We start from the raw sequence: 21,689 nt of genomic DNA on the forward strand, positions 1-21,689 counted from the left end.
TTGGTTATGCTGAACCCTGTGTGTCCCGCCTAATGCGTCCGGGCCTGTTTTCGCGCCTCGCGCGCGTGCTGCAGGCTCCGCGCGACAAGGCCAGCCCATTGGCTGACCCCGTCCGGCGAGAGAATTTCGTCGTTACGAATTTCGATCATGGTGGCTTCGAGCCCGCGCCCGTCGCCGTGCTTTTCAAGCGTTAGGGTCACGCCATTGAGGGCGGCATAGGGCTCGTTCCAGCCGATATTGAGGTCCGGCCGCTCCGCCGCCATGGCATCGCGAAAAGCCTTGGTAAAGCGCTCGTCCCGCCCATGGATGACACCGATGGGCCAGGGCCGCGCCTTGCCGAGGAAGACCGGGGTAAAGGAATGCATGCAGACCACGATTGTCTCGACGCCCGCATGGCGGCGCGCTTCGAGCAGCATGTCGATCGCGCCGTGAAAGGGTCGATGATACTGGGCGATACGATAGTCCCGTTCTTCGGGGGTGATATTTTCATTGGCCGCAATGCGCGTGCGTTCGGAGAGCGTCCAGATCAGGTCCGGCGCATCGAGGGCGCGATTGCAGTCGATGATAAGGCGCGAGACGGTGGATTCCACCAGCGGCGCGTCGAGCAGGTCCGAGAGCACCCGGCTCACCGCCAGCGCACCGGGATCCCAGGCGATATGGCTCAGCCTTTCGCTCGGCGTCAGTCCGAGATCGCCATAGCGTTCGGGAATGCGGTTGGAAGCATGGTCGCAAAGAATGACGAAGGGCGACGCCCCCCGCGCATTGGTCACCAGAACCGATTTTTGCGCCTCGCTGTCCATATTCCCTCTATAGGCAAGCGATCAATTTCTGTAACAGTAGTTCCACAAACGAAACTTCTGTCAATATTGAAACGCAGGGTTCAGGAGGAGAAATGGAGGGCAAGACCGTCGCCGCACGGATTCACGACCTCGACGAGCAGTTGACGTCAGCAGGGAGACGGGCGGCGCGCGGGCTTTTGGGCAATTATCCGCTGCTCGGCCTTGCCCCCGTCGCCGAGTTCGCCGCAGGTGCCGATGTCAGTGCCGCCACCATTGTGCGCTTCGTCGCCCAATTGGGCTTCAAATCCTATCCCGATTTCCAGCGCGCCCTGCGCGAGGAGCTAGAGCAGCGCTCGAAATCGCCGTTGCAGCGCGGCGCCACGCCCGCAGACCATTCGGGCGAAGCCCCCTATCTCTCGGCCTTCCTCGCCCAATCGGCCCACCGCATGGAAGAGTCGGCGGCGCTAATCTCACCCGGCGAATTCGAAACCGTCTGCCGGCGCCTCACCGAAACCAAGCGCAATTGCCACCTGGCCGGCGGCCGTTTTACCGATTTCCTCGCGGGCTATCTCGAAGCCCACCTGCGCCTCATCCGCCCCGGCATTCGCCGCCTCGATGGACGCCCGGCCACCAGTGCCGACCAGCTCATCGACGTCAAACCCGGCGATCTCGCGATCCTCTTCGACGTCCGCCGCTATGATCCGGCCATGCTGGAGGTGGCGCGCACCCTCTCGCGCCGCAAGGCCCATATCGTCCTCATCACCGACGAATGGCTCAGCCCCATCGCCCGCCACGCCCGCTATTGCCTCCCCTGCCGCACAGAAACCGGCCGCACCTGGGACGCCAATGCGGTGCTGCTGGGCCTGGTCGAAGCGATCATCGCGCGGGTGACGGAGCTGGGCTGGCAGACCGCCAGCGAACGCATTGGGGCGCTGGAAGGGGAGTAAGTCTCCTAGAATTCCTCTTCCATCCACCGCGTCATTCCCGCGAAAGCAGGAATCTCTCCTTCGGCACAATGAGATTCCCGCTTTCGTGGGAATGACGCGGTGGTTTGTGCATGCATTTTTCTGCTAGGAGACCCGAGGAGGACGACCATGCGCATAGTAGACACCCACCTGCACCTCATCTATCCCGACCGGCTTTCCTATCCCTGGCTCGGCAATGCTCCGGCCATCAACAAGCCGTGGAGTGTGGACGCCTATTGGGCCGAGGCCAAGCCGCTGGGCATCGAGGCGGCGCTCCACATGGAGGTCGATGTCGCCGAGGCCGATATTTTGGCCGAGACCGAATTCGTCCTCGGCCTCCCCGGCATCATTGGCGCCATCGCCGCCTGCCGTCCCGAAAATCCCGATTTTCCCGCCCAGCTCGAAAAGCTGCTCGCGGTTGGCAAAGGCCGGGTAAAAGGCCTGCGCCGCATTCTTCACGAAGTGCCCGATGATGTCAGCGCGCCACAACTCTTCGCCGACAATCTGCGCCTTCTCGCCCGACACGGTCTCACCTTCGACCTCTGCCTCCGCGCCGACCAACTCCATCTGGGCGTCGCGCTGGCGCAAAAAGCCCCGGAAGTGACCTTCATCCTCGACCATTGCGGCAATCCCGACATCAATAGCATCGGCCTTGATCCATGGCGGCAAAGCCTGCGCGAGATCGCCGCCCTCCCCAATGTCATGGGCAAGGTTTCTGGCATCGTGAACCACTGCGACCCGGATTGGACCCCTGAAACCCTCCGCCCCTATGTCGAGCATGTCATCGACAGCTTTGGCTGGGATCGCGTCGTCTGGGGTTCGGATCATCCGGTCGTGACCCTCACCGGCTCGCTCACAAGCTGGGTCGAAGCCGCGCGCGAAATCGTTGCCGACGAGACGCAGGAAAATCAGGAAAAGCTGTTTTATCGCAATGCCGAGCGCATCTATCGCCTCGGCTAAACGGTTACAGATATAACAAATTGTATTGCAGCCCCTCCGTGCACATGTGATTCTGCGGCCGGAGGAATTGGGGAGAGACTTTATGGCCCAGAGTGCTGACCGCATCGCGGTCTCCACCTGGTCGTTGCATCGCCTTTTGGGCACGACCTATCCGCATGATCTGACGACCACCGCCATCGGCGCCGGAGAAGACACATATGGCGAAGGTAGCGAGTCCTTGCTCGGCCTGCCTTCGGTGCTGGCCAATCACGGCTATCACCGCGTGGAAATCGTCTCCTTCCACATGCGCAGCCGCGATTCCATTTATCTCGCCGAGCTCAAAGACCAGCTCGCCCGCGCCGAGGTGACCCTGCAAACCCTGCTGATCGATGCCGGCGACATCACCCATCCCGAGCACGGCGCGCGCGATGAAGCCTGGATTGCCGGCTGGCTCGAGGTCGCCAATGAGCTTGGTGCAGAAAATGCCCGCGTCATTGCCGGCAAGCAAAAACCCACCAGGGCCAATATCGACCACTCCGTCGCAGCCCTCAAACGCCTCGCCGCCGGCAATGCCGGATCATCGGTGCGGCTGGTGACTGAAAACTGGTTCGACCTGCTCTCGACCCCGGAAACCGTGCACGAAGTGCTCGACCGGCTCGAAGGCCAGGTTGGCCTTTTGGGCGATTTCGGCAATTGGGGCGGCGACAGCAAATACGAAGATCTCGCTTCGATCTTCGCTCGCGCCGAGCTCTGCCACGCCAAGGCGAGCTTTGCCCATGGCCAGCTCGACGAGGCCGATTATGGCGCCTGCGTGGGTGCGGCCGAAGAAGCCGGCTACAAGGGCCCCTATACGCTGATCTTCGATGCCGACCAGCCGCATGAATGGGCGGGCCTCGCGCTCGAGCGCGATTTCATCCTCTCGCTCATCGAGGTCTGAGCGCATGAGTCTGGCGCGCACAGCGCAACGGCGCGTCACCCGGCCACGGCGCACCCAGCGCACCGTGCCGGTGCTGTCGCGCCTTGCCGAGGTGGCGCCGGTCGGCATGCTGGTCACCGGGCTCGACGGCACGGTGCGCTATCTCAATCCCGCCTTTACCCGCCTTCTCGGCCACAGGATGGAAAGCGGCCAGGATCTCGACGGCTTTGGCCTCATCCACCCCGACGACGCCGGCGCGGCGCGGCAGCATCTGGTGCGCCTCGCGCGGGGCGAAACTGCCCATTATCGCGGCGAACATCGTCTCCTTCATGCCGATGGCCACCCGATTTGGGTCATGCTGGCCGGGGCGCTCTCGAGCGATGATGACGGTCATCCCGATTGCTTGATCCTGCAGGTCACCAGCATCGAATTGCAGAAGCGCGCCGAAGAGGCCCTCGCCTATTCGGAAAGCCGCTGGAACCATGCGCTGGAAGGCGCGCGGCAGGGCGTCTGGGACCATGATATCCGCCGGGATACGATGTTCTATTCGCGCATGTGGCGAAAGATGCGCGGCATTCCGGCCGATGAAGAGGTGGATGGCGACCAGCAGAAATGGTTCCAGCGCATCCATCCTGACGACCTTTCCCAGGTCATGGCCAATGTGCATCGGCAGGACCAGGGCGACGACAGTTTTGACGCGCTCGAATATCGCGAACTGACCCGCGACGGACGCTATATCTGGATTCTGAGCCGCGGCCGCCCCGTCGAATGGGACGAGAATGGCGAACCCCTACGCACCATCGGCACCGATACCGACATCACCTATTTGAAGACCATCGAGCAGGAACTGGCGGCTGAAAAGGAACGTCTGCGCGTCACCCTGGAGGCCATTGCCGATGGCATGATCGCCACCGATGCGCAGGGCAGGGTGACCTTCATCAATCCCGCCGCCGAACGCTTTACCGGCTTTTCCGCCGATGAGGCCAAGGGCCTCTTCGCCGAAACCGTCTTTCCCCTGCGCCATGCCCATTCCGACGAGGCGGCCCCCTGCCCGGCCATGGCCTGCCTCACCCATCGCGAGGCGATGGAGGTGGAGGACGAGGTCGTTCTGGTGTCGCGCGATGGCCAGGCGCGCGATATCCGCTGCTCTGCCTCGCCTGTCTTTACACCCGATGGAAAAGTGTCCGGCGCGGTGCTGGTCTTCCAGGACATTACCCAGAGCCGGGCTTTGCAGCGCCAGCTTGTCCATTCGGCCAGCCACGACGTGCTGACGGACCTGCCCAACCGTGCTGCCTTCGATGGGGCGCTGAGCGTCGCCATCGGGTCGGCGCGCGATGGGCAGCGCCAGCATTGCCTGCTCTATGTCGATCTCGACCGCTTCAAGCCGGTCAATGACACAGCCGGCCACGCCGCGGGCGATGCGCTCCTCAAGCAAGTGGCCGATACCATTCGCGGCGCCTGTCGCGGACACGATCTTGCCGCCCGGCTCGGCGGCGACGAATTCGCCGTGCTGCTCGAAGATTGCCCGCTCGCCAATGGCCGCAAGGTTGCCGAAAAGATCGTCAGGGCCATCGGCGCCCTCGCCTTTTCCTGGAACGGCCGCCTCTATCGCATCGGCGCCAGCGTCGGCGTCACCGCCATCAAGTCGCGCTCGGAATCGGGCCTTGGCTATCTCGGCGAGGCGGATGCGGCCTGCTATGCCGCCAAGGCCGGCGGCCGCGGCCAGGTCGTTTGCTTCTCCGAGATGACAATGGATCAGCCGTAGAAGGGGCTGATCCGGGATCAGCCGTAGTAGACGCTGATCCGCTGCCCGGCGATCTCGTGCACGGCGATATCCATTTCATAGACGGATGAAAGCACGTCGGGCCGGATCATCTCGTCCACCGATCCCTGCGCCGCCACCTTGCCATGCTTCATGGCGACGATGTGGGTGGAGTACCAGGAGGCGAAATTGATATCGTGCAGCACCAGCACGACGGTCTTGCCCAATTCGCTCGCCGCCCGCTGCAGGAGCTTCATCATGCCCATGGCATGCTTCATGTCGAGATTGTTGAGCGGCTCGTCGAGCAGCACATAGTCCGTGTCCTGGCACAGCACCATGGCCACAAAAGCCCGCTGCCGCTGCCCGCCCGAAAGCTCGTCCAGAAACCGACCCGACAGGGCGGTGAGATCCAGATAGCCGATGGCCTCGTCGATATGCACCTTGTCATCGGTCGTCAGCCGTCCCTTGGAATAGGGATAGCGCCCGAAGGAGACGAGATCGCGCACCGTCAGGCGCGCGGTCATGTGATTGTCTTGCCTGAGGATCGAGAGCCGCCGCGCCAAGACATCGCCCGGCGTCTTGCTGACATCGAGCCCATCCACCGTCACCGAACCCTTGTCCATGGCCATCAACCGGCTGACCATCGAGAGCAGCGTCGACTTTCCAGCGCCATTAGGCCCGATGATAGAGGTGATACCGCCCCTGGGCAGGCTCAGCGATACCCCGTCCACCACCGTGCTCTCGCCATAGGATTTGCTGACATCGGAGGTGATGATCATCGGGCCGATCTCCGCAGCACCAGGACAATGAAAACGAGGCCGCCCAGAAACTCGATGATGATCGAGAGGGCCGTATCAAAGGCGAAGACGCGCTCAAGCAGGGTCTGTCCACCGACGAGCGCAATGACGCCAAGCAGCACTGCAGCCGGCAGCACATAAAGATGCTTTGAGTTGCCGATCAGCGAATGTGCCAGCGTCGCGACCAACAGGCCGAAAAATGTGACGGGCCCAACCAGCGCCGTCGAGACCGACACGAGAATGGCGACCAGCACCAGAATAACTGCCACGGTGCGCTTGTAATCCACCCCAAGATTAATCGCCTGCGCCCGCCCCAGCGAGAGCACGTCATAGGTGTGCATCAGCCGCCAGCCAACAAAACTGGTGATCGCGACAATGACAGTCGCAATTCCAAGCAGGGTCGGATCGGTCGTCGCAAAAGAGGCAAAGAGCGTGTCCTGCAACACGTTGAAGGCGCCGGGATCGAGCATGCGCTGCATGAGTTGGGAAAGACTGCGGAACAGGATGCCAAAGACGATGCCGACCAGCACCAGGAGGTGCAGGCTCCGCTCCTCGCCCAGAAACAGCCAACGGAACAGCAGGAACGAAAACCCGACCATGACGAGCAGTTCGACGACGAACTGGACCTGGCTATCGATCGACACCAATGCCGAAACACCGAAAAAGAACACGACCGCCGTCTTGATCAGCACATAAAGCGCATCGAACCCCATGATCGAGGGCGTGAGGATTCGGTTATTGGTGACGGTCTGGAACAGCACGGTGGACACGGCCACCGCATAAGCGACCAGCACCAGCGAAAGCAGTTTCTTGCCGCGGAAGGAGAGCACGAAACTCCAGCTTCCCTTGGCATCGAGCGTCATGAAAAGGGCAATGGAGAGGAGCGCCAGGGCCGTGAGCGTAATGAGCACCATCGCCGGCCGCGAAAACCTCTTTCTCTCCGCGCCATCCCCCCGCTCGGTGTCATTCCCGCGAAAGCGGGAACCCCCGTTTGCGGAAACAGAGGTCCCCGCTTTCGCGGGGATGACATCGCGGGAGCTGAAATCACCCTGCATGACGCGGCGTCCTCAGCAGCAGATAGAGGAAAACAGCGCTACCCACGACGCCCATGACCACTGCGATCGGGATTTCATAGGGGAAGCGGATCAAGCGCCCGACGATATCGCAGGCGAGAACAAAACCCGCCCCACCCACCGCCACCCAAGGCACGGTGCGGCGCATGTTGTCGCCGACGATCAAGCTGACGAGATTGGGCACGATCAGCCCGAGGAACGGGATCGAGCCCACCGAAACCAGTACCACGGCGCTGACCACGGAAACGATGACGAGGCCGAGAACCATCACGCGCCGATAGTTGAGCCCGAGATTGGTGGTAAAATCCTTGCCCATGCCGGCAACGGTAAAGCGATCCGCCGCGATATAGGCAAGAATGCCCCCGGCCAGCCCAAGCCAGAGCAGTTCATAGCGCCCGCGCAAGACGCCCGAAAAATCACCCATGTTCCAGGCGAGCAGCGAGGCCATGAGATTGGTGCGATAGGCGATGAAGGCGCTCACCGCGCCGATGACGCCGCCAAGCATGATGCCGACCAGCGGCACCAGCAGCACATCGCGCAGCGGCACCGCGCGCAGGATGCGCAGGAACAGCGCCGTGCCACCCAGCGCAAAGAGCGCCGACACCGCCATCTTGGCCATGAGCGGCCATTCTGGCGCCAGCAGCGTCACAACCAGAAAACCCAGAGCCGCGGATTCACTCGTGCCCGCCGTCGAGGGTTCGACGAAGCGATTGCGCACGACCATCTGCATGACGAGTCCGGCAATGGCCATGGAGGCGCCGGCCAGCATCAGGGCAAGGGTGCGCGGCACGCGGCTGATGAAGAAAATTTCCGTGGCGCGCGCATCCGCCGTGCCCGACAGCAAAGCGGGCAGCGACACATCGCTGACGCCGACAAAGAGGCTGATGAAAGCCAGGACGAGCGTCGCGAGAAAGGCAAGAAGCAGAATGCGCACGGTGGGGCCTAACGCAGGGGGCAGTGAGTGCCGCTCCCCCACCCTTGATCCCTCCCCACAAGGGGGAGGGAGACGATGGACACAAGCATCTCAGCCTGCGCCTCCCTCCCCCTTGTGGGGAGGGAATGAGGGTGGGGGTAAACGAGCTTCAAGTCAGCTATTCAGCCCAGCCAGCACCTGGTCGAGCAGCAGCAGCACGCCCTGGTAGCCGTGCATGGAAATGTAAGAAGCCTGCGGATCGACATAGACCACATGGCCTTCCTTGGCGGCGGTCGTCTGGTTGAAGAGCTCGTTGTCGAGCAGCGCGGCAGCAGCACCGGCGTTTTCACCGGTGCCGGCATCACGGTCGACCACGAACACCCAGTCCGGGTTCACCTCGAGGAGGAATTCGAACGACACGGAGTCGCCGCCGTGATCGCCATCCTTCACATTTTCCAGCGCCGAGGGCATGCCCACTTCGTTGTAGATCCAGGAGACGCGCGAATCCGGGCCATAGACGCCGAGCTTGCCGGCATTGGTCACGAGCACCAGTGCGTTACCCTTGCCTTCAGCTGCGGCCTTCACTTCAGCGACCTTGGCGTCGAGTGCAGCGTTGAGTTCGCTGGCCTTGGCTTCGAGGCCAAAGATGTCGCCGAGCGTGGTCATGTTCTTCTTGACGCCATCGACGATGGAGCCGTTGTCGACCGAGAGGTCGATGGTGGGCAAAATATCCTTGGAGGTGCCGATGGCTTCGCGCGAGCGGGCCGCGATGAAATAGACATCGGCTTCAGCCGCGGCAATGCCTTCAAAATCGGGCTCGAACAGCGAACCGATCTGCAGCGCATCGGCCGGGATCTTGTCCGCCAGATAAGTTGGAGCATTGGACGACGGCAGGCCGGCAACGGTCACGCCCAGCGCATTGAGATCGTCGAACACGGCCCAATCCTGCACCAGCACCTTTGCCGGCACACCGGAAAGCGTGGTTTCACCCTGGGCATGGGTGATCACCTTATCCTGGGCAAAAGCCACGGGGGTGAGCACGGCGGCAGAGGCAAAAAGAGCCGCGGCGAATGCAGTGGTGCGGAAAAGCGATGTCACGGGACGATCCAATCGGTTTGCATCAAGGAACACGCCGCCGAAATCCTGACAGCGCTTATCAAGGTTCATAGCCAGCACATTTGGGTGAGTCAAAGGAAAATATGACGCAGGAAGTCAGACTTTTGTCAGATCAGAATCGTCCTGTTCTGCGCGGTTTACGCGCCCCACAGGCGAAAACGTTTCAAATGGAGGGTGCGTAGGTTTCCGAACAGAGCGCAATAAAGCTCTTCATTGCCGCCGATTGCGGGCTCGACTTGCGGCGAGCCACCAGCAATTGCCGCATGGCCCAGCTTTCGGCCAAAGGCGCACAGACGAGATCGGTGCCGGCAAGCAGATGCAGGCTCGTCGAGCGCAGGAAACCAATGCCGAAGCCGGCTTCCACCATGCGCACCAGCGCCGGAAAACTTTCCACCCGCAGCGTCTCGGTCAGTTTCTGGCCCTTGGCCGCCGCCGCTTCGGACAGCAGGCGATCGAGCGAACCGGTATGGTGCACGCTGACCATGGCATAGGGCAGCGCCGCATCGAAGGAGATGGCCTTGCGCGGCTCGATCTCCTTGGCCAGCGGATGATCGGGCGGCGCCAAAACCCAAACGCGCTCATCCTCGAAGGGCCTGATATCGAAGCGGGCAAAATCGTAATTGTCCGAAACGATGGCCACATCGGCCCGCCCCTCGTCGAGCGCCAGCAGCGCCTTGGCGGCGCCCATTTCCGCGATGGCGATTTCGATGCCGGGAAACTTTTTGGCGTAGCGCGCCAGCAGTTCCGGCAGGCGCCCGGTCAGCGCCGATCCCGTCGAAGCCAGCCGCAAACTGCCCCGCAGGCCCGAGCCGAATTCGGCCATGACGGCATCGAGATCGGCAATGGCGCGCAAAACCGTGCGGCAACCTTCAGCATAGGCTTCCCCGGCACTGGTCAATTTGACCCCCTGCGCCGAGCGGTCGAACAGCACCACGCCAAGCCGCGCCTCGAGATCGGAAACACGCCGGCTGACGGCGGAAGAGGCAATGCCCTCGCGCTCGGCGGCGCGACCAATGGAGCCGGTTTCAGCCAAAAGCAGGATAAGCCGCGCGGTTACGCTATCGAAAGGTGCCATGTCGTCTCCCCCGCGCACCATAGAGGGCGATTGCGGGAGTTCAAAATGGCTCTGCGGGTTTTCGGGCATTTGTTGTGCGTAAGCGGGGGGCGATGGCCCCGTTCCACCTCAAAGCGCGGTTCACCGGCCTTGCCATCCCCGATCCACTCGGGTTCGCCACCACCGGCTTGTCCGGTCGTCCATGGGGAGGCGAGATGGATTGCCGGGACAAGCCCGGCAATGACGACGCGTTGAGATCGCGTTATTGGCCGCCAGCCAGAGCCAAGAGACCGCGGACAAGATAAAAAAGCCCAATCCCGGTGACGATCCAGCGCGTCCATTTGCGGAAATTGTCGTCGGTCAGGCGCTGCAGCACGCGGTAGCCGACATTGGTGCCCAAAATCGCAAAGGGCGCGGCGATGAGAGCGATGCTCCAATCACCCGCACTCATGGCCGAGGCCATGGCGCCATAGAAGACGATCTTTGCGCCATGCGAGAGCACCTGCGCCGCCGCCTTGGTGGCGATCACGGTGCGGCGGTCCATTTCGGTGCGGATGAAGAAGATGTCGATGGTCGGCCCGGCAACGCCCACGGCGAGATTGAGCCCGGAGCCGAAGAAGCCGCAGAGAAAGCCATGCACGGGCTTGCTCGCATCGAGCGCCAGCCAGTCCTTGGGTATCCAGACGAGGATCGGCATCAGCCCCACGGCAAGACAAACGGTGACGAAATCGGGCGTGTAGCGCACGATGAACAGCAGCGTCGCCGCCGCCAGCAGCCCGAGGAGAATGGTGCCCAGAATACGCCAGTCGATATATTGGCGGGAAAAGATGGCGCGCGAGCCATTGGCAATGAGCTGGATCACCCCCTGCACGGCAATGGCCGTCGCCACCGGCAGCACGGTCATCAGCGCGGCGAGGAGGATCATGCCGCCCGCCATGCCGAAAATCCCCGACAGGATCGAGGTGCAGAAGGTCGCTAGGGCAATGACGGCGAGGAGCAGCGGGGACATGACATCTTCATGACCGAGCATTTTCCGTCTTGCCAGCAATGCTTGGGCAAGGGGTCATGCCCGCACCAAACGTCCGCGGTCGCCACCACCCCACCCTCGTTCCCTCCCCATCAAGGGGAGGGAGGCGCAAGCCTCAACCGTCCCAGTTCCATCGTCTCCCTCCCCCTTGTGGGGAGGGATCAAGGGTGGGGGTAGCGGGAGTCACGGCCTAACTACAAAACCCCCGGAAAATACTCCGCCATTCCCTTGGCCAAAAACGGCTTCAACGCCTCGATCCGCACCGAAAACAAGTCGCCATTGCATACCGAAATCGCATGCGGAAAGCCCGACAGGGTGAACATCACGGCATCCCCCGCTTCAAAGCGTATATCGAGTTGATCGACGATGGCCTGGTCCGTCAGGCACTCCTCCGCCAGTCCCTCGTCGAAGAGATCGGCGGGCACATTGTCCCGCACATAGGCGACGAGATCGGCATTCGGCCCCCAGAAGAAGGCATCGGGATTGGCCGCCACCGCCTCGGCATCGGCCACCTCATCGACCGCCCCGCCCCATTGGCGCGGCACGAAGGCGGAAAACACCGTCTTGAGATCAATCGGCTTTCCGGTCTCGACGTCAAAATTGTAGCTGTCGATGTGATTATAGGGATGCGCCCCGGTGCACCACAGGCTCCCCGATTGCACCCAGCTCACCAGTCTTGGCGAGGCATAGCTCAGCGTCACCAGCTCGCCGTCATAGTCGCCCAGCGTGCCGCCCGTCCCGGTCATATATTCGCCCTTGCCATAGGAGGCATAGCGGAAGGCCAGGCAATCGAAGGCTGCAAGGGTCATGCGGCCATGCCGCTCGGCGAGAATGGCATTGACCTTGTCCACCGGCGAACCATCGGCAAAGCCCGTCACCCGCGGAAAGGCGAATTTCGTGCGCGGATCCACGACATCGCGAAAGCTCGCGCCGCCGAGCGTCTGTTCCGGCCCCTCCTCAAAGGCCGTTTCGAGGAGGCTCATTTCATAAGGCGCCGCGCTCCAGTTGAGTCCGGCGCCATCCTGGAAACCGAGGGCGGCGGATCGATCGTGGAGGCCAAAGGGCGTTGGCACCTCGGACGGGTCGAGGTCGCGCCAGGCGAGCACTTCGAGGGTCAGATCGACGGTTTTAGCCTTGCCGTCCAGCGCCGCGCGCGTCCCCGTCGCGATATACTCTTCCGGGTCATAGGTCAGCGTCCAGACCGCAGCCAGCGGCGGATCGACCGCATTGCCGGCGTCATCGGTCCGGCAGGTGGTTTCGTCGCATGGCGCTTCCTCGTGGAGCGTAAAGGCATTGCCCTCCTGCGAAACGGCGAGCAGCGGCACGTCGCCACCGGTATCTTTGTAGGTATATCGACCCACAACCGGCCCGCTTTTGGCATCGGTCAGTTCAACGAGAATCTCACGCCCATTGAGCGTGCCCATAAAAGTTCTGACCTCGTCGCCCAGAGCGGGCGTGGCAGCGAACAAAGCGAGCAGAATAGCGGCGTGGCGCATGGCGGATCTCCTCGCCCTCCATACCATGGCGCCCTGAACCGCGGCTGAAGATTTGTTATTGCGCGGGAGCGTCCAGCAGTTCGGGATAGATCAGCGCCGAACACTGGCGGTTGTTTTCGTCGAGTTTTGTCTGCTGCTCCGGGCTCAGCACGCCGGTATAGACCGCGTCCCACAGATCGTCCTCGTCGAGCCCTTCGAGCCCGCACTGGCAATAGGTGGTGCACATCTCCGCCGAAGTGCCGGCGCTTTCACACGTCGATTGGCACGAGCGCAAAAAGTCGGCTTCGCGCAAAGTGTTCTGCGTCCCCAAAAACATGGAGAGCGGCACGATCACCGCCAACAGGATGGGCTGGTGGATCAAATAGAAGGGCAGGCTCCAGCGCCCCAGAAAGGCAAAGGCGCGCGGCACTTTTCCCTTGGGCTGAATGGTCGCCAGTTTGGGCAGCAGCGCGACCTTGCCGAGCCGCGTCGCCAGGACACCAATCAGCACCGCCCCGAACCAGGGAAAGACCGGCACGAGATCATTGGTAATGGGCGGCACGACCCAGAAGCCGAGCCAGGAGAAAATCTTCTCGTCGAAGAGGATATTGGCAAAGAAGAAGGGCGGCAGGATGAAGGCCAGCGCCACCACCGCCACGACCACCACCGGCACGAAGAGAAACGGCAGCGCCATCAGCATGAAGAGCGCAATGGCATGCAGCACCCCGAAATAGACGAAGCTTTCCGGGAAGGCGATCAGCGTGCCCACGGTGATCGCCACTGCCCCACCAAAGGCAAAAAGCCAGCGCCGCCAGAAACTCTTCCAGCGTATCCCCTCGCCATGCCCAAGCACCAGGCCCACACCGACGAGGAACAAAAAACTGGCAAGGATCGAGCGGGCAAAGAACACCCAGCGCGGGTCGAAACCCACATCGGCCGGCAAGAACCCAAAATACCATAGGTCCCAGCAGAGGTGGTAAAACGCCATGGCCAGAATGGCGACGCCGCGGGCAATGTCGATAACCGGCAGGCGCTGCCGACTGCTCGGAGACACCTCAGGCTCCAGCATAGCCAATTACCACCGCCAGAAAGGCCTCGCCATAACGGTCGAGCTTGCCCTGCCCAACGCCGGGCAGATTGAGCATGTCATGCGGATGCGTCGGCCGCGCCAGCGCCATGGCACGCAAAGTCGCATCGTGGAAAATCACATAGGGCGGCACGCCCTGGCTCTTTGCAATTTTCAGCCGTTCAGAGCGCAAGGCGTCGAAAAGCCCCTGCGCGCTTTCCGGCAAGTTGACCGCCTTGGTGAGCTGCCGACGGACTTCCACGGCCTTCTTCGGCCGGTCCTTCCTCAGGGTCACGCTTTTTTCGCGCTTGAAGACGGCTCGCGCCGCCTCGCCCAGCGTGAGGGCGCCGTGATTGGCATGGTCGACGACAATCAGCCCCATGGCCGTCAATTGCCGCAGCACCGATTGCCAGGATTTTGCATCAAGCTCTCGCCCCTGGCCGAAGACCGGCTGGTTCTGGTGCCCAAAGCGCTGAACCTTCTCGGTCTCCTTGCCCACCAGCACATCGATCACATGCGCCGCGCCAAAGCGCTGCCCGGTGCGATAGATCGCGGCAAGACCCTTGATCGCCGCCTCGGTGCCGTCCCAGCTTTCAACGGGTGAGCGGCAGGTATCGCAATTGCCGCAATTGCCGGCATGCGCCTCGCCGAAATGATTGAGGATGGCCTTGCGCCGGCATTCCGCCGTCTCGCAGACGCCCAAGAGCGCATTGAGCTTGCCGTGTTCGAGGCGTTTCACCTCGTCCGGCGCCCCGCCCTCGTCGATCATGCGCCGGCGCTGCACCACATCGGCCATGCCATAGCTCATCCAGGCATCGGCCGGCTGTCCGTCGCGCCCGCCGCGTCCGGTCTCCTGGTAATAGGCCTCAATCGAAGACGGCAGATCCATATGCGCGACATAGCGCACATCCGGCTTGTCGATGCCCATGCCGAAAGCCACGGTCGCGACCAGGCACAGACCTTCTTCCTTGAGGAACGCATCCTGGTTGGCGCTCCGCAACTCCGCCGACATGCCCGCATGATAGGGCAGCGCCCTGATCCCCTTGCCCGAGAGATACTCGGCCATGTCCTCGACCTTGGCGCGGCTGAGGCAATAGACGATGCCGCTCTCGCCCTTGTGGCCCGAGAGGAAATCCAGCAACTGCTCGCGCGGCTTGTCGCGCTCGACGATGGAATAGGAAATGTTCGGCCGGTCGAAACTGGTCGTAAAAACCTTGGCCTGCTCGAGCCCCAGCCGCTCGATGATATCTTCGCGCGTCGTCGGGTCCGCCGTCGCCGTCAGCGCGATGCGCGGCACGCCGGGAAACAGTTCGACGAGATGGATGAGCTCGCGATATTCCGGCCGGAAATCGTGCCCCCACTGGCTCACGCAATGAGCCTCGTCGATGGCAAAGAGCGCGATATCGACGCCCGAAAGCATATTGGCAAAACCCGGCGTTGCCACCCGTTCCGGCGCCACATAGAGAAGGTCCAGTTCCCCCGACCGCAACTGCCGGCGCACGATACTTGCCTCTTCCGGCGACAGCGAGGAATTGAGCGCTGCCGCCGCCACGCCCGCCTGCTTCAACGCCTCAACCTGATCGCGCATCAGCGCAATCAGCGGCGACACGACGATGCCGACGCCCTGCCGGCAGATGGCCGGGATCTGGAAGCACATGGATTTGCCGGCACCGGTCGGGAACAGCACGACGGCGTCACCGCCGGCGACCAATTGATCGATCACCTGGTCCTGCTGGCCACGAAACTGCTTGTGCCCAAAGATATCGCGCAAAACCTCAAGCGGGGTCGGCCGCTCGGCGCGGTGCGGCGAAAACAGGTCAAATGAATCGAGTGCTTGCACGCCTCTCTTGAATCACGCGACTCAATCGGGCGCAACACACCAATCACTTCTATCACCTAGTGATGAGCGTGGTGCTCGGCATTGCGTTTCCGCGTCGCCGCCGCCTTCTTGGCAGAAGCCGAGCGTTCGGCCGCGGAGCGGCTTGCCGAGGCCTTGCCACCCTTTTCGCCGCCCTTGTGCGCTGCCGGGTGGCCCGTCTCCTTGCCGCGACCGGAGCCCGATTTCTTGCCGCCGCCATCATCTTTGTTGACCGTGGCCCAAGCACGGCGCTCGGCCTCTTCCTTGCCCACGCCCTTTTTCTCGTAGCCATCCTCGATGGCCGCCGCCTTGCGCTTCTGCTTGTCGGTGTAAGCGGATTTATCGCCCTGGGGCATGTCTGCCTCCTCTCGTGAAAACACGAAGGCGTAGCGCGGGTGGGACAGAGGCTCGGCTGCCACTTCGTTGGCCGGGCGGGAAACCGGAAAAACCTGCCCGTTCCTCATACCACCGCGTCCGGTTGACGCGCGCTACCCTTCGCAAAGGGCCAACGGCGCGAGGTGGGTCTGGTTGCCGCCGTGGTGATCACAATGCACTCGACGCAGTCCCACCCACCAGCCGCAACCGAATTCGCATAGCGAATTCGGTGACACCTCCCCGTCGAGGGGAGGGTGCCGCATCGAGTTCTGAACTACTTCAGCGGCTTGCTCAAATAAGCCGATCCCCGCTCGACAAACCGCCAGGGCGTCTCGACACCCTTGGTGATGCCGATCCGCAATCCCGTCGCCACCTCACGCGGCGCCGTCGCCGCCAGCAGTTGAAACGGCGCCTCATCGAGCGCCAAGCCATTCTGCGTGAGATCAAGTCCCAGCGCCTCGGCCAGTTTCCCTGGCCCCGAACAGAGCTGCTTGTCGACCACCCCGCCCCGCCGCTGATGCATGGCGTCAAAACCCGCCGTCGGCCGCAGCGCCCGGATCAGGATGGCGCTACCCGGTTCGCAAACGAAATTCAGGCAAAAGTGAATGCCGTAGATCTTGTAGAGATAGGCATGCCCCGAGGGCCCGAACATGGCGAGATTGCGCGGCGTCGGCCCCCGAAAACTATGCGAAGCCGGATCGCTCTCGTCATAGGCTTCCACCTCGACGATTTCCCCGCCGACCCCATCAACCAGCAAGGTCGCGCCAATCAGCTCCGGCGCAACCTCCAAAACAGGTCGATCAAAAAAGTCGCGAGTGAGCACAGGCTCAGTCCACCCGCCCCCGCGCCGCCACCGGAACGGTCTCGAGCACCTCGTCCCCACGCACCAACGTGACCGTGTCGAAGAGATTGCTCACCGGGCAGCAGTGATTGGGAATGATGCGGATGACATCGCCAATCTTCGGCTTTACCGCACAAGCCGACACATCAAGCGTGCCATGCTCCTCGCTCAGCCCGACGATCTTCGCATCCGGGAAATCGACGACATAGCCATGCCCCTGCATGCCCAAGAGATCGCTGGTCAACGTCTTGGTCCCGGCATCGATAATCGCCCGCCCTTCTGTCGGCCGCGACACCACCGTCGCCAGCACCGTCAGCGCGCATTGCTCGAACGTCGCCGCGCCCGCCACGACCTGCGAGCGATCCATGTAGATATAGGTGCCCGGACGATATTCGGTCGCGACGCCGGCCTCGCTCATATGCCAGATGTCAGGCGTACCGCCCGTCGTGATCTCGGGCAGGCTAACTCCAGCACCGAGGAACAGCGCCTTGGCATCGGCCAGCCACTGCTGGGCTTCCTTATATTTTCCGGCCGCCGGATAGGTCATCAGCCCGGCAAATTTCAGCCCCGGCGCCGCGACAATCTTCTTCGCCATTTCCAGCGCCGCCTGCCCCGACTGCACGCCACAGCGACCCATGCCGGTATCGCATTCAACGAACACGCTCAGCGGCTTGCCGGCATCGACAAACGTCTCGGCCAGCCCCGCCACCGTCTCGGCGCTATCGGCGACGACGCGAATGGTCACCCGGTCATGCAGCGCCTTCAGCCGTGCGCGCTTCTTCGCACCGATAATATTGAAAGTGAGCAAAAGATCGCTCAGCCCGGCATCGGCCATCACTTCGGCCTCGCCCAGCTTCTGCACCGTGATCCCCACCGCCCCCAGCTCCACCTGGCGCTTGGCAAAGCGCGGCAGCTTGTGGGTCTTGATGTGCGGCCGGAGTTTTATCCCTGCCTTGTCAGCCGCATCCTGCGCGTTTTTCAGGTTCGCTTCGACCTTGTCCAAATCGACAAGGACAACCGGGGTTTCGAGTTCAAGAATGGAGGTCATTTGCCCCTCAACACTTCATCGACAAATCGCAGATTACCCGCCGTCAGCCCGGCATCGACCGGCAGCAGCGTGCCGGTAATGCCCGATGCTGCGTCGGAACAGAGGAACAGCGCCGCATTGGCCACCTCAACCGGCGTCACCATGCGCCCCAGCGGATAGTGCGGCAGCACATTATCAAGGAGGGTCGGATCAGCCGCCAGACGATGGTCCCAGGCCGGCGTCCGCACCGAGCCGGGTGCCACGACATTTGCGCGCACGCCCTCCGCCCCGCGCTCGACGGCAATGCCCTTGGCATAGGCGACCAAGCCCGCCTTCGCCGCCGAATAGGCGGGATTGCCATAGTGGCCCATGGCATTGACGGAGGAGATGAACACCAGCGCGCCACGACCCACCTTGCCCATGGCCGCAATGATCGGGTCGGTCAGCGCATAGGCGCCATTGAGATTGATATTGAGTTCGCTCGCCCAGACCTGGTCATCGACCATGCCAAAATGCTCGGCCCGGGTGAAACCCACATTGGCCACCACGGCATCATAAACGCCATGCGCCGCAATATCCGCCGAAACCACCGCCCGCGTCCCTGCCATATCCGCCTGGTCGAACAGCACGTTTCGCACCAGCGGCAAGCCATCGAGCAGCCCTGCCTCGCGGTCAGCCCCGACCACACTGGCACCCGCCTCATGAAACACAGCCACGAGCGACCGCCCGATGCCACCACCGGCCCCGGTGATGAGCACGGTCTTTCCGTCGAGCCGAAAGGGGGAGGTTTGCGTCATTGGATTTCCCTCATTCAATCGGGGCTCTCCACCCCCACCCTCAATCCCTCCCCACAAGGGGGAGGGAGGCGCTTGCCTCGATCTCCCGGTTCCTTCGTCTCCCTCCCCCTTGTGGGGAGGGATCAAGGGTGGGGGTATCCGGCAAGCTCAGAACCTCACGGCCCCTTATACGCCACGCAGTCGATCTCGACCTTGCAGTCCACCATCATGCGACTCTGCACGCAGGCGCGGGCCGGCGGATGCTCGCCAAAATAGCTCTTGTAGACGCCATTAAAACTCCAGAAATCCCGCGGGTCGTCGAGCCACACGCCGACGCGCACGATGTGTTCCGGGCCATAACCAGCCTCTTCCAAAATCGCGAGCACATTCTTGATCGTCAAATGCGTCTCCTCGACGATCCCACCCCGAACGATCTCCCCATCCTTCATCGCCACCTGGCCGGAAACATAGAGAAAGCCGCCGGCTTCCACGGCACGGGCGAAAGGCAGGTTCTGGCCACCGGCGCCGGATTTTTCCGCACCATAACGCTTGATGGGCATGAGGCCCTCCTCTGAGGCAAAATGAAATTCTATTACTCTTTTGGCGCAGGATTGGCCGAAAATATACCCAAAACCACGGCCAGTGGCCCCCAAGAATGTAAATTTCTTACGTGAAGCCCTGCAAACGATATGCTAGTGTCACAATCGCCGACCTCTCTTTCGGCACCTTCATTCGTTCATTTGCTGGAAGCTTCTCGTGCGCGTTTTCACAGCCGCCCTCGCCACCGAGACCAATACCTTTTCTCCCATCGCCGTCGACAAGCGCGCCTTCGAAGCTTCGCTCCATGCCGGCCCCGGCGAACATCCGGCGACCCCGACCCTTTGCACCGCCCCGATCACCGTCGGCCGCGAAGTCTGCGCGAGGGAAGGTTGGACCCTGATCGAAGGCAGCGCCTCCTGGGCTGACCCAGCCGGCCTTGTCGCCCGCACCACCTATGAAGAGCTGCGCGACGCTATTCTGGACCAGCTCCGCGCCGCGATGCCCGTCGATGGCGTCGTCCTCGGCCTCCACGGCGCCATGGTCGCGCAGGGCTATGACGATTGCGAAGGCGATATTCTCTCCCGCGTGCGCGAAATCGTCGGCCCCGACGTCCTCGTCTGTGCCGAACTCGACCCCCATAGCCACCTGACGAAGAAGCGCGCCGAAGCCGCCGATTTCTTCGTCTATTTCAAGGAATTCCCGCATACCGACTTCGTCGATCGCGCTAGGGATCTCTGGGACATCGCCGCCCGCGCCCTCAAGAGTGAGGTCAAGCCGGTTATGACCGTCTTTGATTGCCGCATGATCGACGTCTTCCCGACCTCGCGCCAGCCGATGCGCGGCTTCGTCGACAAGCTGATGGCGCTCGAAAAGTCCGAGCCGGGTCTTTTGTCCCTTTCCGTCGTCCATGGCTTCATGGCCGGCGACGTGCCCGAAATGGGCACCAAGGTGCTTGCGATCACCGACAACGACCCCGAAAAAGGCGCCGCCCTTGCCGAGAAACTCGGCCGCGAACTCTTTGCCATGCGCGGCACCACAATGGTGGCGCAGGTCGATGAAAAGACCGCCGTCGACGCCGCCCTCGCGGCGACAAAGGGGCCAGTCGTCGTCGCCGACGTCTGGGACAATCCCGGTGGCGGCACGGCGGGCGATGCCACCGTGCTCCTCGCCGAATTCATTGCCCGCGGCGCCACCGACGTCGCCGTCGGCACCATCTGGGACCCAATCGCGGTTCAGATCTGCTTTGCCGCCGGCGAAGGCGCCGAAATCCAGCTCCGCTTCGGCGCCAAATCGGCGCCCGATACCGGCAGCCCCATCGACAAGCGCGTCACCGTCAAAAAACTCGTCCGCGACGCCGAAATGCGCTTCGGCGAAAGCTTTGCCCCCTTTGGCGACGCAGCCTGGATTCACTTCGACGGCATCGACGTGATCCTCAACTCAACCCGCGCCCAAAGCTTCGACCCGAGCCTCTATTCGGCATTGGGCATCGATCCAAAGTCGCGAAAAATCCTTCTTATTAAGTCGACCAACCACTTCTACGACTCGTTCTCGAAAATCGCCTCCGAGATCATCTACTGCTCAGCCGGCAAGCCCTACCCCAACCGCCCCGCGGAAACGAACTACCGCAAGGCCCGCAAGGACATCTGGCCGATGGTCGAAAACCCCTGGTTTTGAGCCGGCCATAGGCAAAATCGCTCCAGTGGAGCGATTTTAGGCGAAAAGGCCATGAGAGCTGCGCTCGAATGGCGGGCCATGGGGAGCCACCAGCCCCAACCGAATTCGCAATAGCGAATTCGGTCACCCCTCGCCCCCTGCGGGAGAGGGACCGGAATTTCTTCGTTCAGAAGAAATTCCAGGGTGAGGGGTTCTCTCCCCACGCGCAGTACCATCGGACAGATCGCATACCCCTCATCCGCCCGTTGGGCACCTTCTCCCGCAAGGAGAGAAGGAAGATCGGGGGTTACAAAAACCCCTTCGCCGCAAAAGTCACCCTTGTCGCCGCATTAAGGTCATATCCCGCCAAATCCTCCGGCCGCACCCAGGCGTATTCGTCGAACTCGTCATTGATCACCACATCCCGATTTGCCGCGTGGCAATCGAAGATCAGGTAGATCATGTAAATCTCTTCGGCCCGCCCATCGGCATAGGTTTTCACCCGCCGATCATCTCGAAACCGGAACGGCGTCACCGTCTCGATCACCAAGCGATCACCCAGCTCCTCGCGGATTTCGCGCCGCAACGCTTCTTCCATCGTCTCGCCCGGCTCCATGCCGCCACCCGACAGCGCCCATTGACCGGGAAACACTCCCCGATCCATCGGCATGCGACACAGCAAAATCGCGCCATCATTCTCAATGATCGGACAGACAATGGTACGCTGCTTCATGACA

21 protein-coding genes are annotated in these 21,689 nt (G+C 62.3%); 5 read left to right on the forward strand and 16 right to left on the reverse strand.

From position 1 onward, the window contains the following. Positions 1–29: 29 nt before the first annotated feature. Positions 30–800, reverse strand: coding sequence for an N-formylglutamate amidohydrolase (locus tag JP75_RS03765; protein WP_035079494.1), 771 nt, complete (start codon positions 798–800; stop codon positions 30–32). Positions 801–892: 92 nt separating this feature from the next. Between JP75_RS03765 and JP75_RS03770 the strand changes: the two genes are divergently transcribed. From JP75_RS03770 to JP75_RS03785, 4 genes are all read left to right on the forward strand, one after another. Then, the gene (locus JP75_RS03770; protein WP_035079497.1) at positions 893–1,726 is read left to right on the forward strand and encodes a MurR/RpiR family transcriptional regulator; all 834 of its coding nucleotides are present in this window, start codon (positions 893–895) and stop codon (positions 1,724–1,726) included. A 147-nt stretch (positions 1,727–1,873) separates the two neighbouring features. After that, positions 1,874–2,704 carry an amidohydrolase family protein gene (locus tag JP75_RS03775; RefSeq protein WP_035079500.1) on the forward strand — a complete coding sequence of 277 codons (831 nt, stop codon included), beginning with the start codon at positions 1,874–1,876 and terminating at the stop codon, positions 2,702–2,704. An 82-nt stretch (positions 2,705–2,786) separates the two neighbouring features. Further along, a complete protein-coding gene (locus JP75_RS03780; RefSeq protein WP_035079503.1) occupies positions 2,787–3,620 on the forward strand; it encodes a sugar phosphate isomerase/epimerase family protein in 834 nt (277 codons plus the stop codon). Between the two features lie 4 nt (positions 3,621–3,624). Further along, the gene (locus JP75_RS03785) at positions 3,625–5,364 is read left to right on the forward strand and encodes a PAS domain S-box protein (RefSeq protein ID WP_051960304.1); all 1,740 of its coding nucleotides are present in this window, start codon (positions 3,625–3,627) and stop codon (positions 5,362–5,364) included. Positions 5,365–5,381: 17 nt separating this feature from the next. Here the strand turns inward: JP75_RS03785 and JP75_RS03790 are convergent, their stop codons facing one another. The 14 genes from JP75_RS03790 to JP75_RS03855 all read right to left on the reverse strand — a co-directional run bounded on the left by JP75_RS03790 (position 5,382) and on the right by JP75_RS03855 (position 19,319). Beyond that, positions 5,382–6,140: an iron ABC transporter ATP-binding protein gene (locus JP75_RS03790; protein ID WP_035079506.1), complete on the reverse strand. Its 759-nt coding sequence runs from the start codon at positions 6,138–6,140 to the stop codon at positions 5,382–5,384. Continuing rightward, the gene (locus tag JP75_RS03795) at positions 6,137–7,072 is read right to left on the reverse strand and encodes an iron chelate uptake ABC transporter family permease subunit (RefSeq protein ID WP_035079509.1); all 936 of its coding nucleotides are present in this window, start codon (positions 7,070–7,072) and stop codon (positions 6,137–6,139) included. The genes JP75_RS03790 and JP75_RS03795 overlap by 4 nt, the downstream gene beginning before the upstream one ends. Positions 7,073–7,202: 130 nt before the next feature. Further along, on the reverse strand, positions 7,203–8,165 hold the full coding sequence (locus tag JP75_RS03800) for an ABC transporter permease (protein WP_035079512.1): 963 nt from the start codon (positions 8,163–8,165) through the stop codon (positions 7,203–7,205). A 153-nt stretch (positions 8,166–8,318) separates the two neighbouring features. Then, a complete protein-coding gene (locus JP75_RS03805; RefSeq protein WP_035080167.1) occupies positions 8,319–9,242 on the reverse strand; it encodes a siderophore ABC transporter substrate-binding protein in 924 nt (307 codons plus the stop codon). 181 nt (positions 9,243–9,423) lie between these two features. Continuing rightward, positions 9,424–10,335 carry a LysR family transcriptional regulator gene (locus JP75_RS03810; RefSeq protein ID WP_160194632.1) on the reverse strand — a complete coding sequence of 304 codons (912 nt, stop codon included), beginning with the start codon at positions 10,333–10,335 and terminating at the stop codon, positions 9,424–9,426. A 241-nt stretch (positions 10,336–10,576) separates the two neighbouring features. Beyond that, the gene (locus JP75_RS03815; RefSeq protein WP_035080171.1) at positions 10,577–11,323 is read right to left on the reverse strand and encodes a sulfite exporter TauE/SafE family protein; all 747 of its coding nucleotides are present in this window, start codon (positions 11,321–11,323) and stop codon (positions 10,577–10,579) included. A 212-nt stretch (positions 11,324–11,535) separates the two neighbouring features. After that, positions 11,536–12,837: a hypothetical protein gene (locus JP75_RS03820; RefSeq protein ID WP_035079514.1), complete on the reverse strand. Its 1,302-nt coding sequence runs from the start codon at positions 12,835–12,837 to the stop codon at positions 11,536–11,538. A 55-nt stretch (positions 12,838–12,892) separates the two neighbouring features. Continuing rightward, a complete protein-coding gene (locus JP75_RS03825; RefSeq protein WP_160194633.1) occupies positions 12,893–13,870 on the reverse strand; it encodes a heparan-alpha-glucosaminide N-acetyltransferase in 978 nt (325 codons plus the stop codon). A 1-nt stretch (position 13,871) separates the two neighbouring features. Next, positions 13,872–15,722 (reverse strand): DNA helicase RecQ, encoded by a 1,851-nt coding sequence (gene recQ / locus JP75_RS03830; protein ID WP_035079518.1) that lies wholly within the window; start codon positions 15,720–15,722, stop codon positions 13,872–13,874. A 56-nt stretch (positions 15,723–15,778) separates the two neighbouring features. Continuing rightward, positions 15,779–16,096: a hypothetical protein gene (locus JP75_RS03835; protein ID WP_035079520.1), complete on the reverse strand. Its 318-nt coding sequence runs from the start codon at positions 16,094–16,096 to the stop codon at positions 15,779–15,781. Positions 16,097–16,389: 293 nt separating this feature from the next. Then, entirely contained in the window at positions 16,390–16,938 is a 549-nt protein-coding gene (locus tag JP75_RS03840; RefSeq protein WP_051960310.1) for a DNA-3-methyladenine glycosylase, read from the reverse strand. A 4-nt stretch (positions 16,939–16,942) separates the two neighbouring features. Further along, positions 16,943–18,004 carry a D-TA family PLP-dependent enzyme gene (locus JP75_RS03845; RefSeq protein WP_035079524.1) on the reverse strand — a complete coding sequence of 354 codons (1,062 nt, stop codon included), beginning with the start codon at positions 18,002–18,004 and terminating at the stop codon, positions 16,943–16,945. After that, the gene (locus JP75_RS03850; RefSeq protein WP_035079528.1) at positions 18,001–18,780 is read right to left on the reverse strand and encodes an SDR family oxidoreductase; all 780 of its coding nucleotides are present in this window, start codon (positions 18,778–18,780) and stop codon (positions 18,001–18,003) included. Before JP75_RS03850 ends, JP75_RS03845 begins: the two co-directional genes overlap by 4 nt. A 155-nt stretch (positions 18,781–18,935) precedes the next feature. Continuing rightward, positions 18,936–19,319 (reverse strand): RidA family protein, encoded by a 384-nt coding sequence (locus JP75_RS03855; RefSeq protein ID WP_035079531.1) that lies wholly within the window; start codon positions 19,317–19,319, stop codon positions 18,936–18,938. Between the two features lie 196 nt (positions 19,320–19,515). Here JP75_RS03855 and JP75_RS03860 point away from each other — a divergent pair, with 196 nt between their 5' ends. Next, on the forward strand, positions 19,516–20,973 hold the full coding sequence (locus JP75_RS03860; protein WP_035079534.1) for a M81 family metallopeptidase: 1,458 nt from the start codon (positions 19,516–19,518) through the stop codon (positions 20,971–20,973). Between the two features lie 286 nt (positions 20,974–21,259). Here JP75_RS03860 and nudI read toward each other — a convergent pair whose 3' ends face one another. Continuing rightward, the gene (gene nudI / locus JP75_RS03865; protein WP_035079538.1) at positions 21,260–21,685 is read right to left on the reverse strand and encodes a nucleoside triphosphatase NudI; all 426 of its coding nucleotides are present in this window, start codon (positions 21,683–21,685) and stop codon (positions 21,260–21,262) included. Between the last annotated feature and the right edge of the window lie 4 nt (positions 21,686–21,689).

The sequence above is a fragment of the Devosia riboflavina genome, from assembly GCF_000743575.1.
Classification (GTDB): Bacteria; Pseudomonadota; Alphaproteobacteria; order Rhizobiales; family Devosiaceae; genus Devosia; species Devosia riboflavina.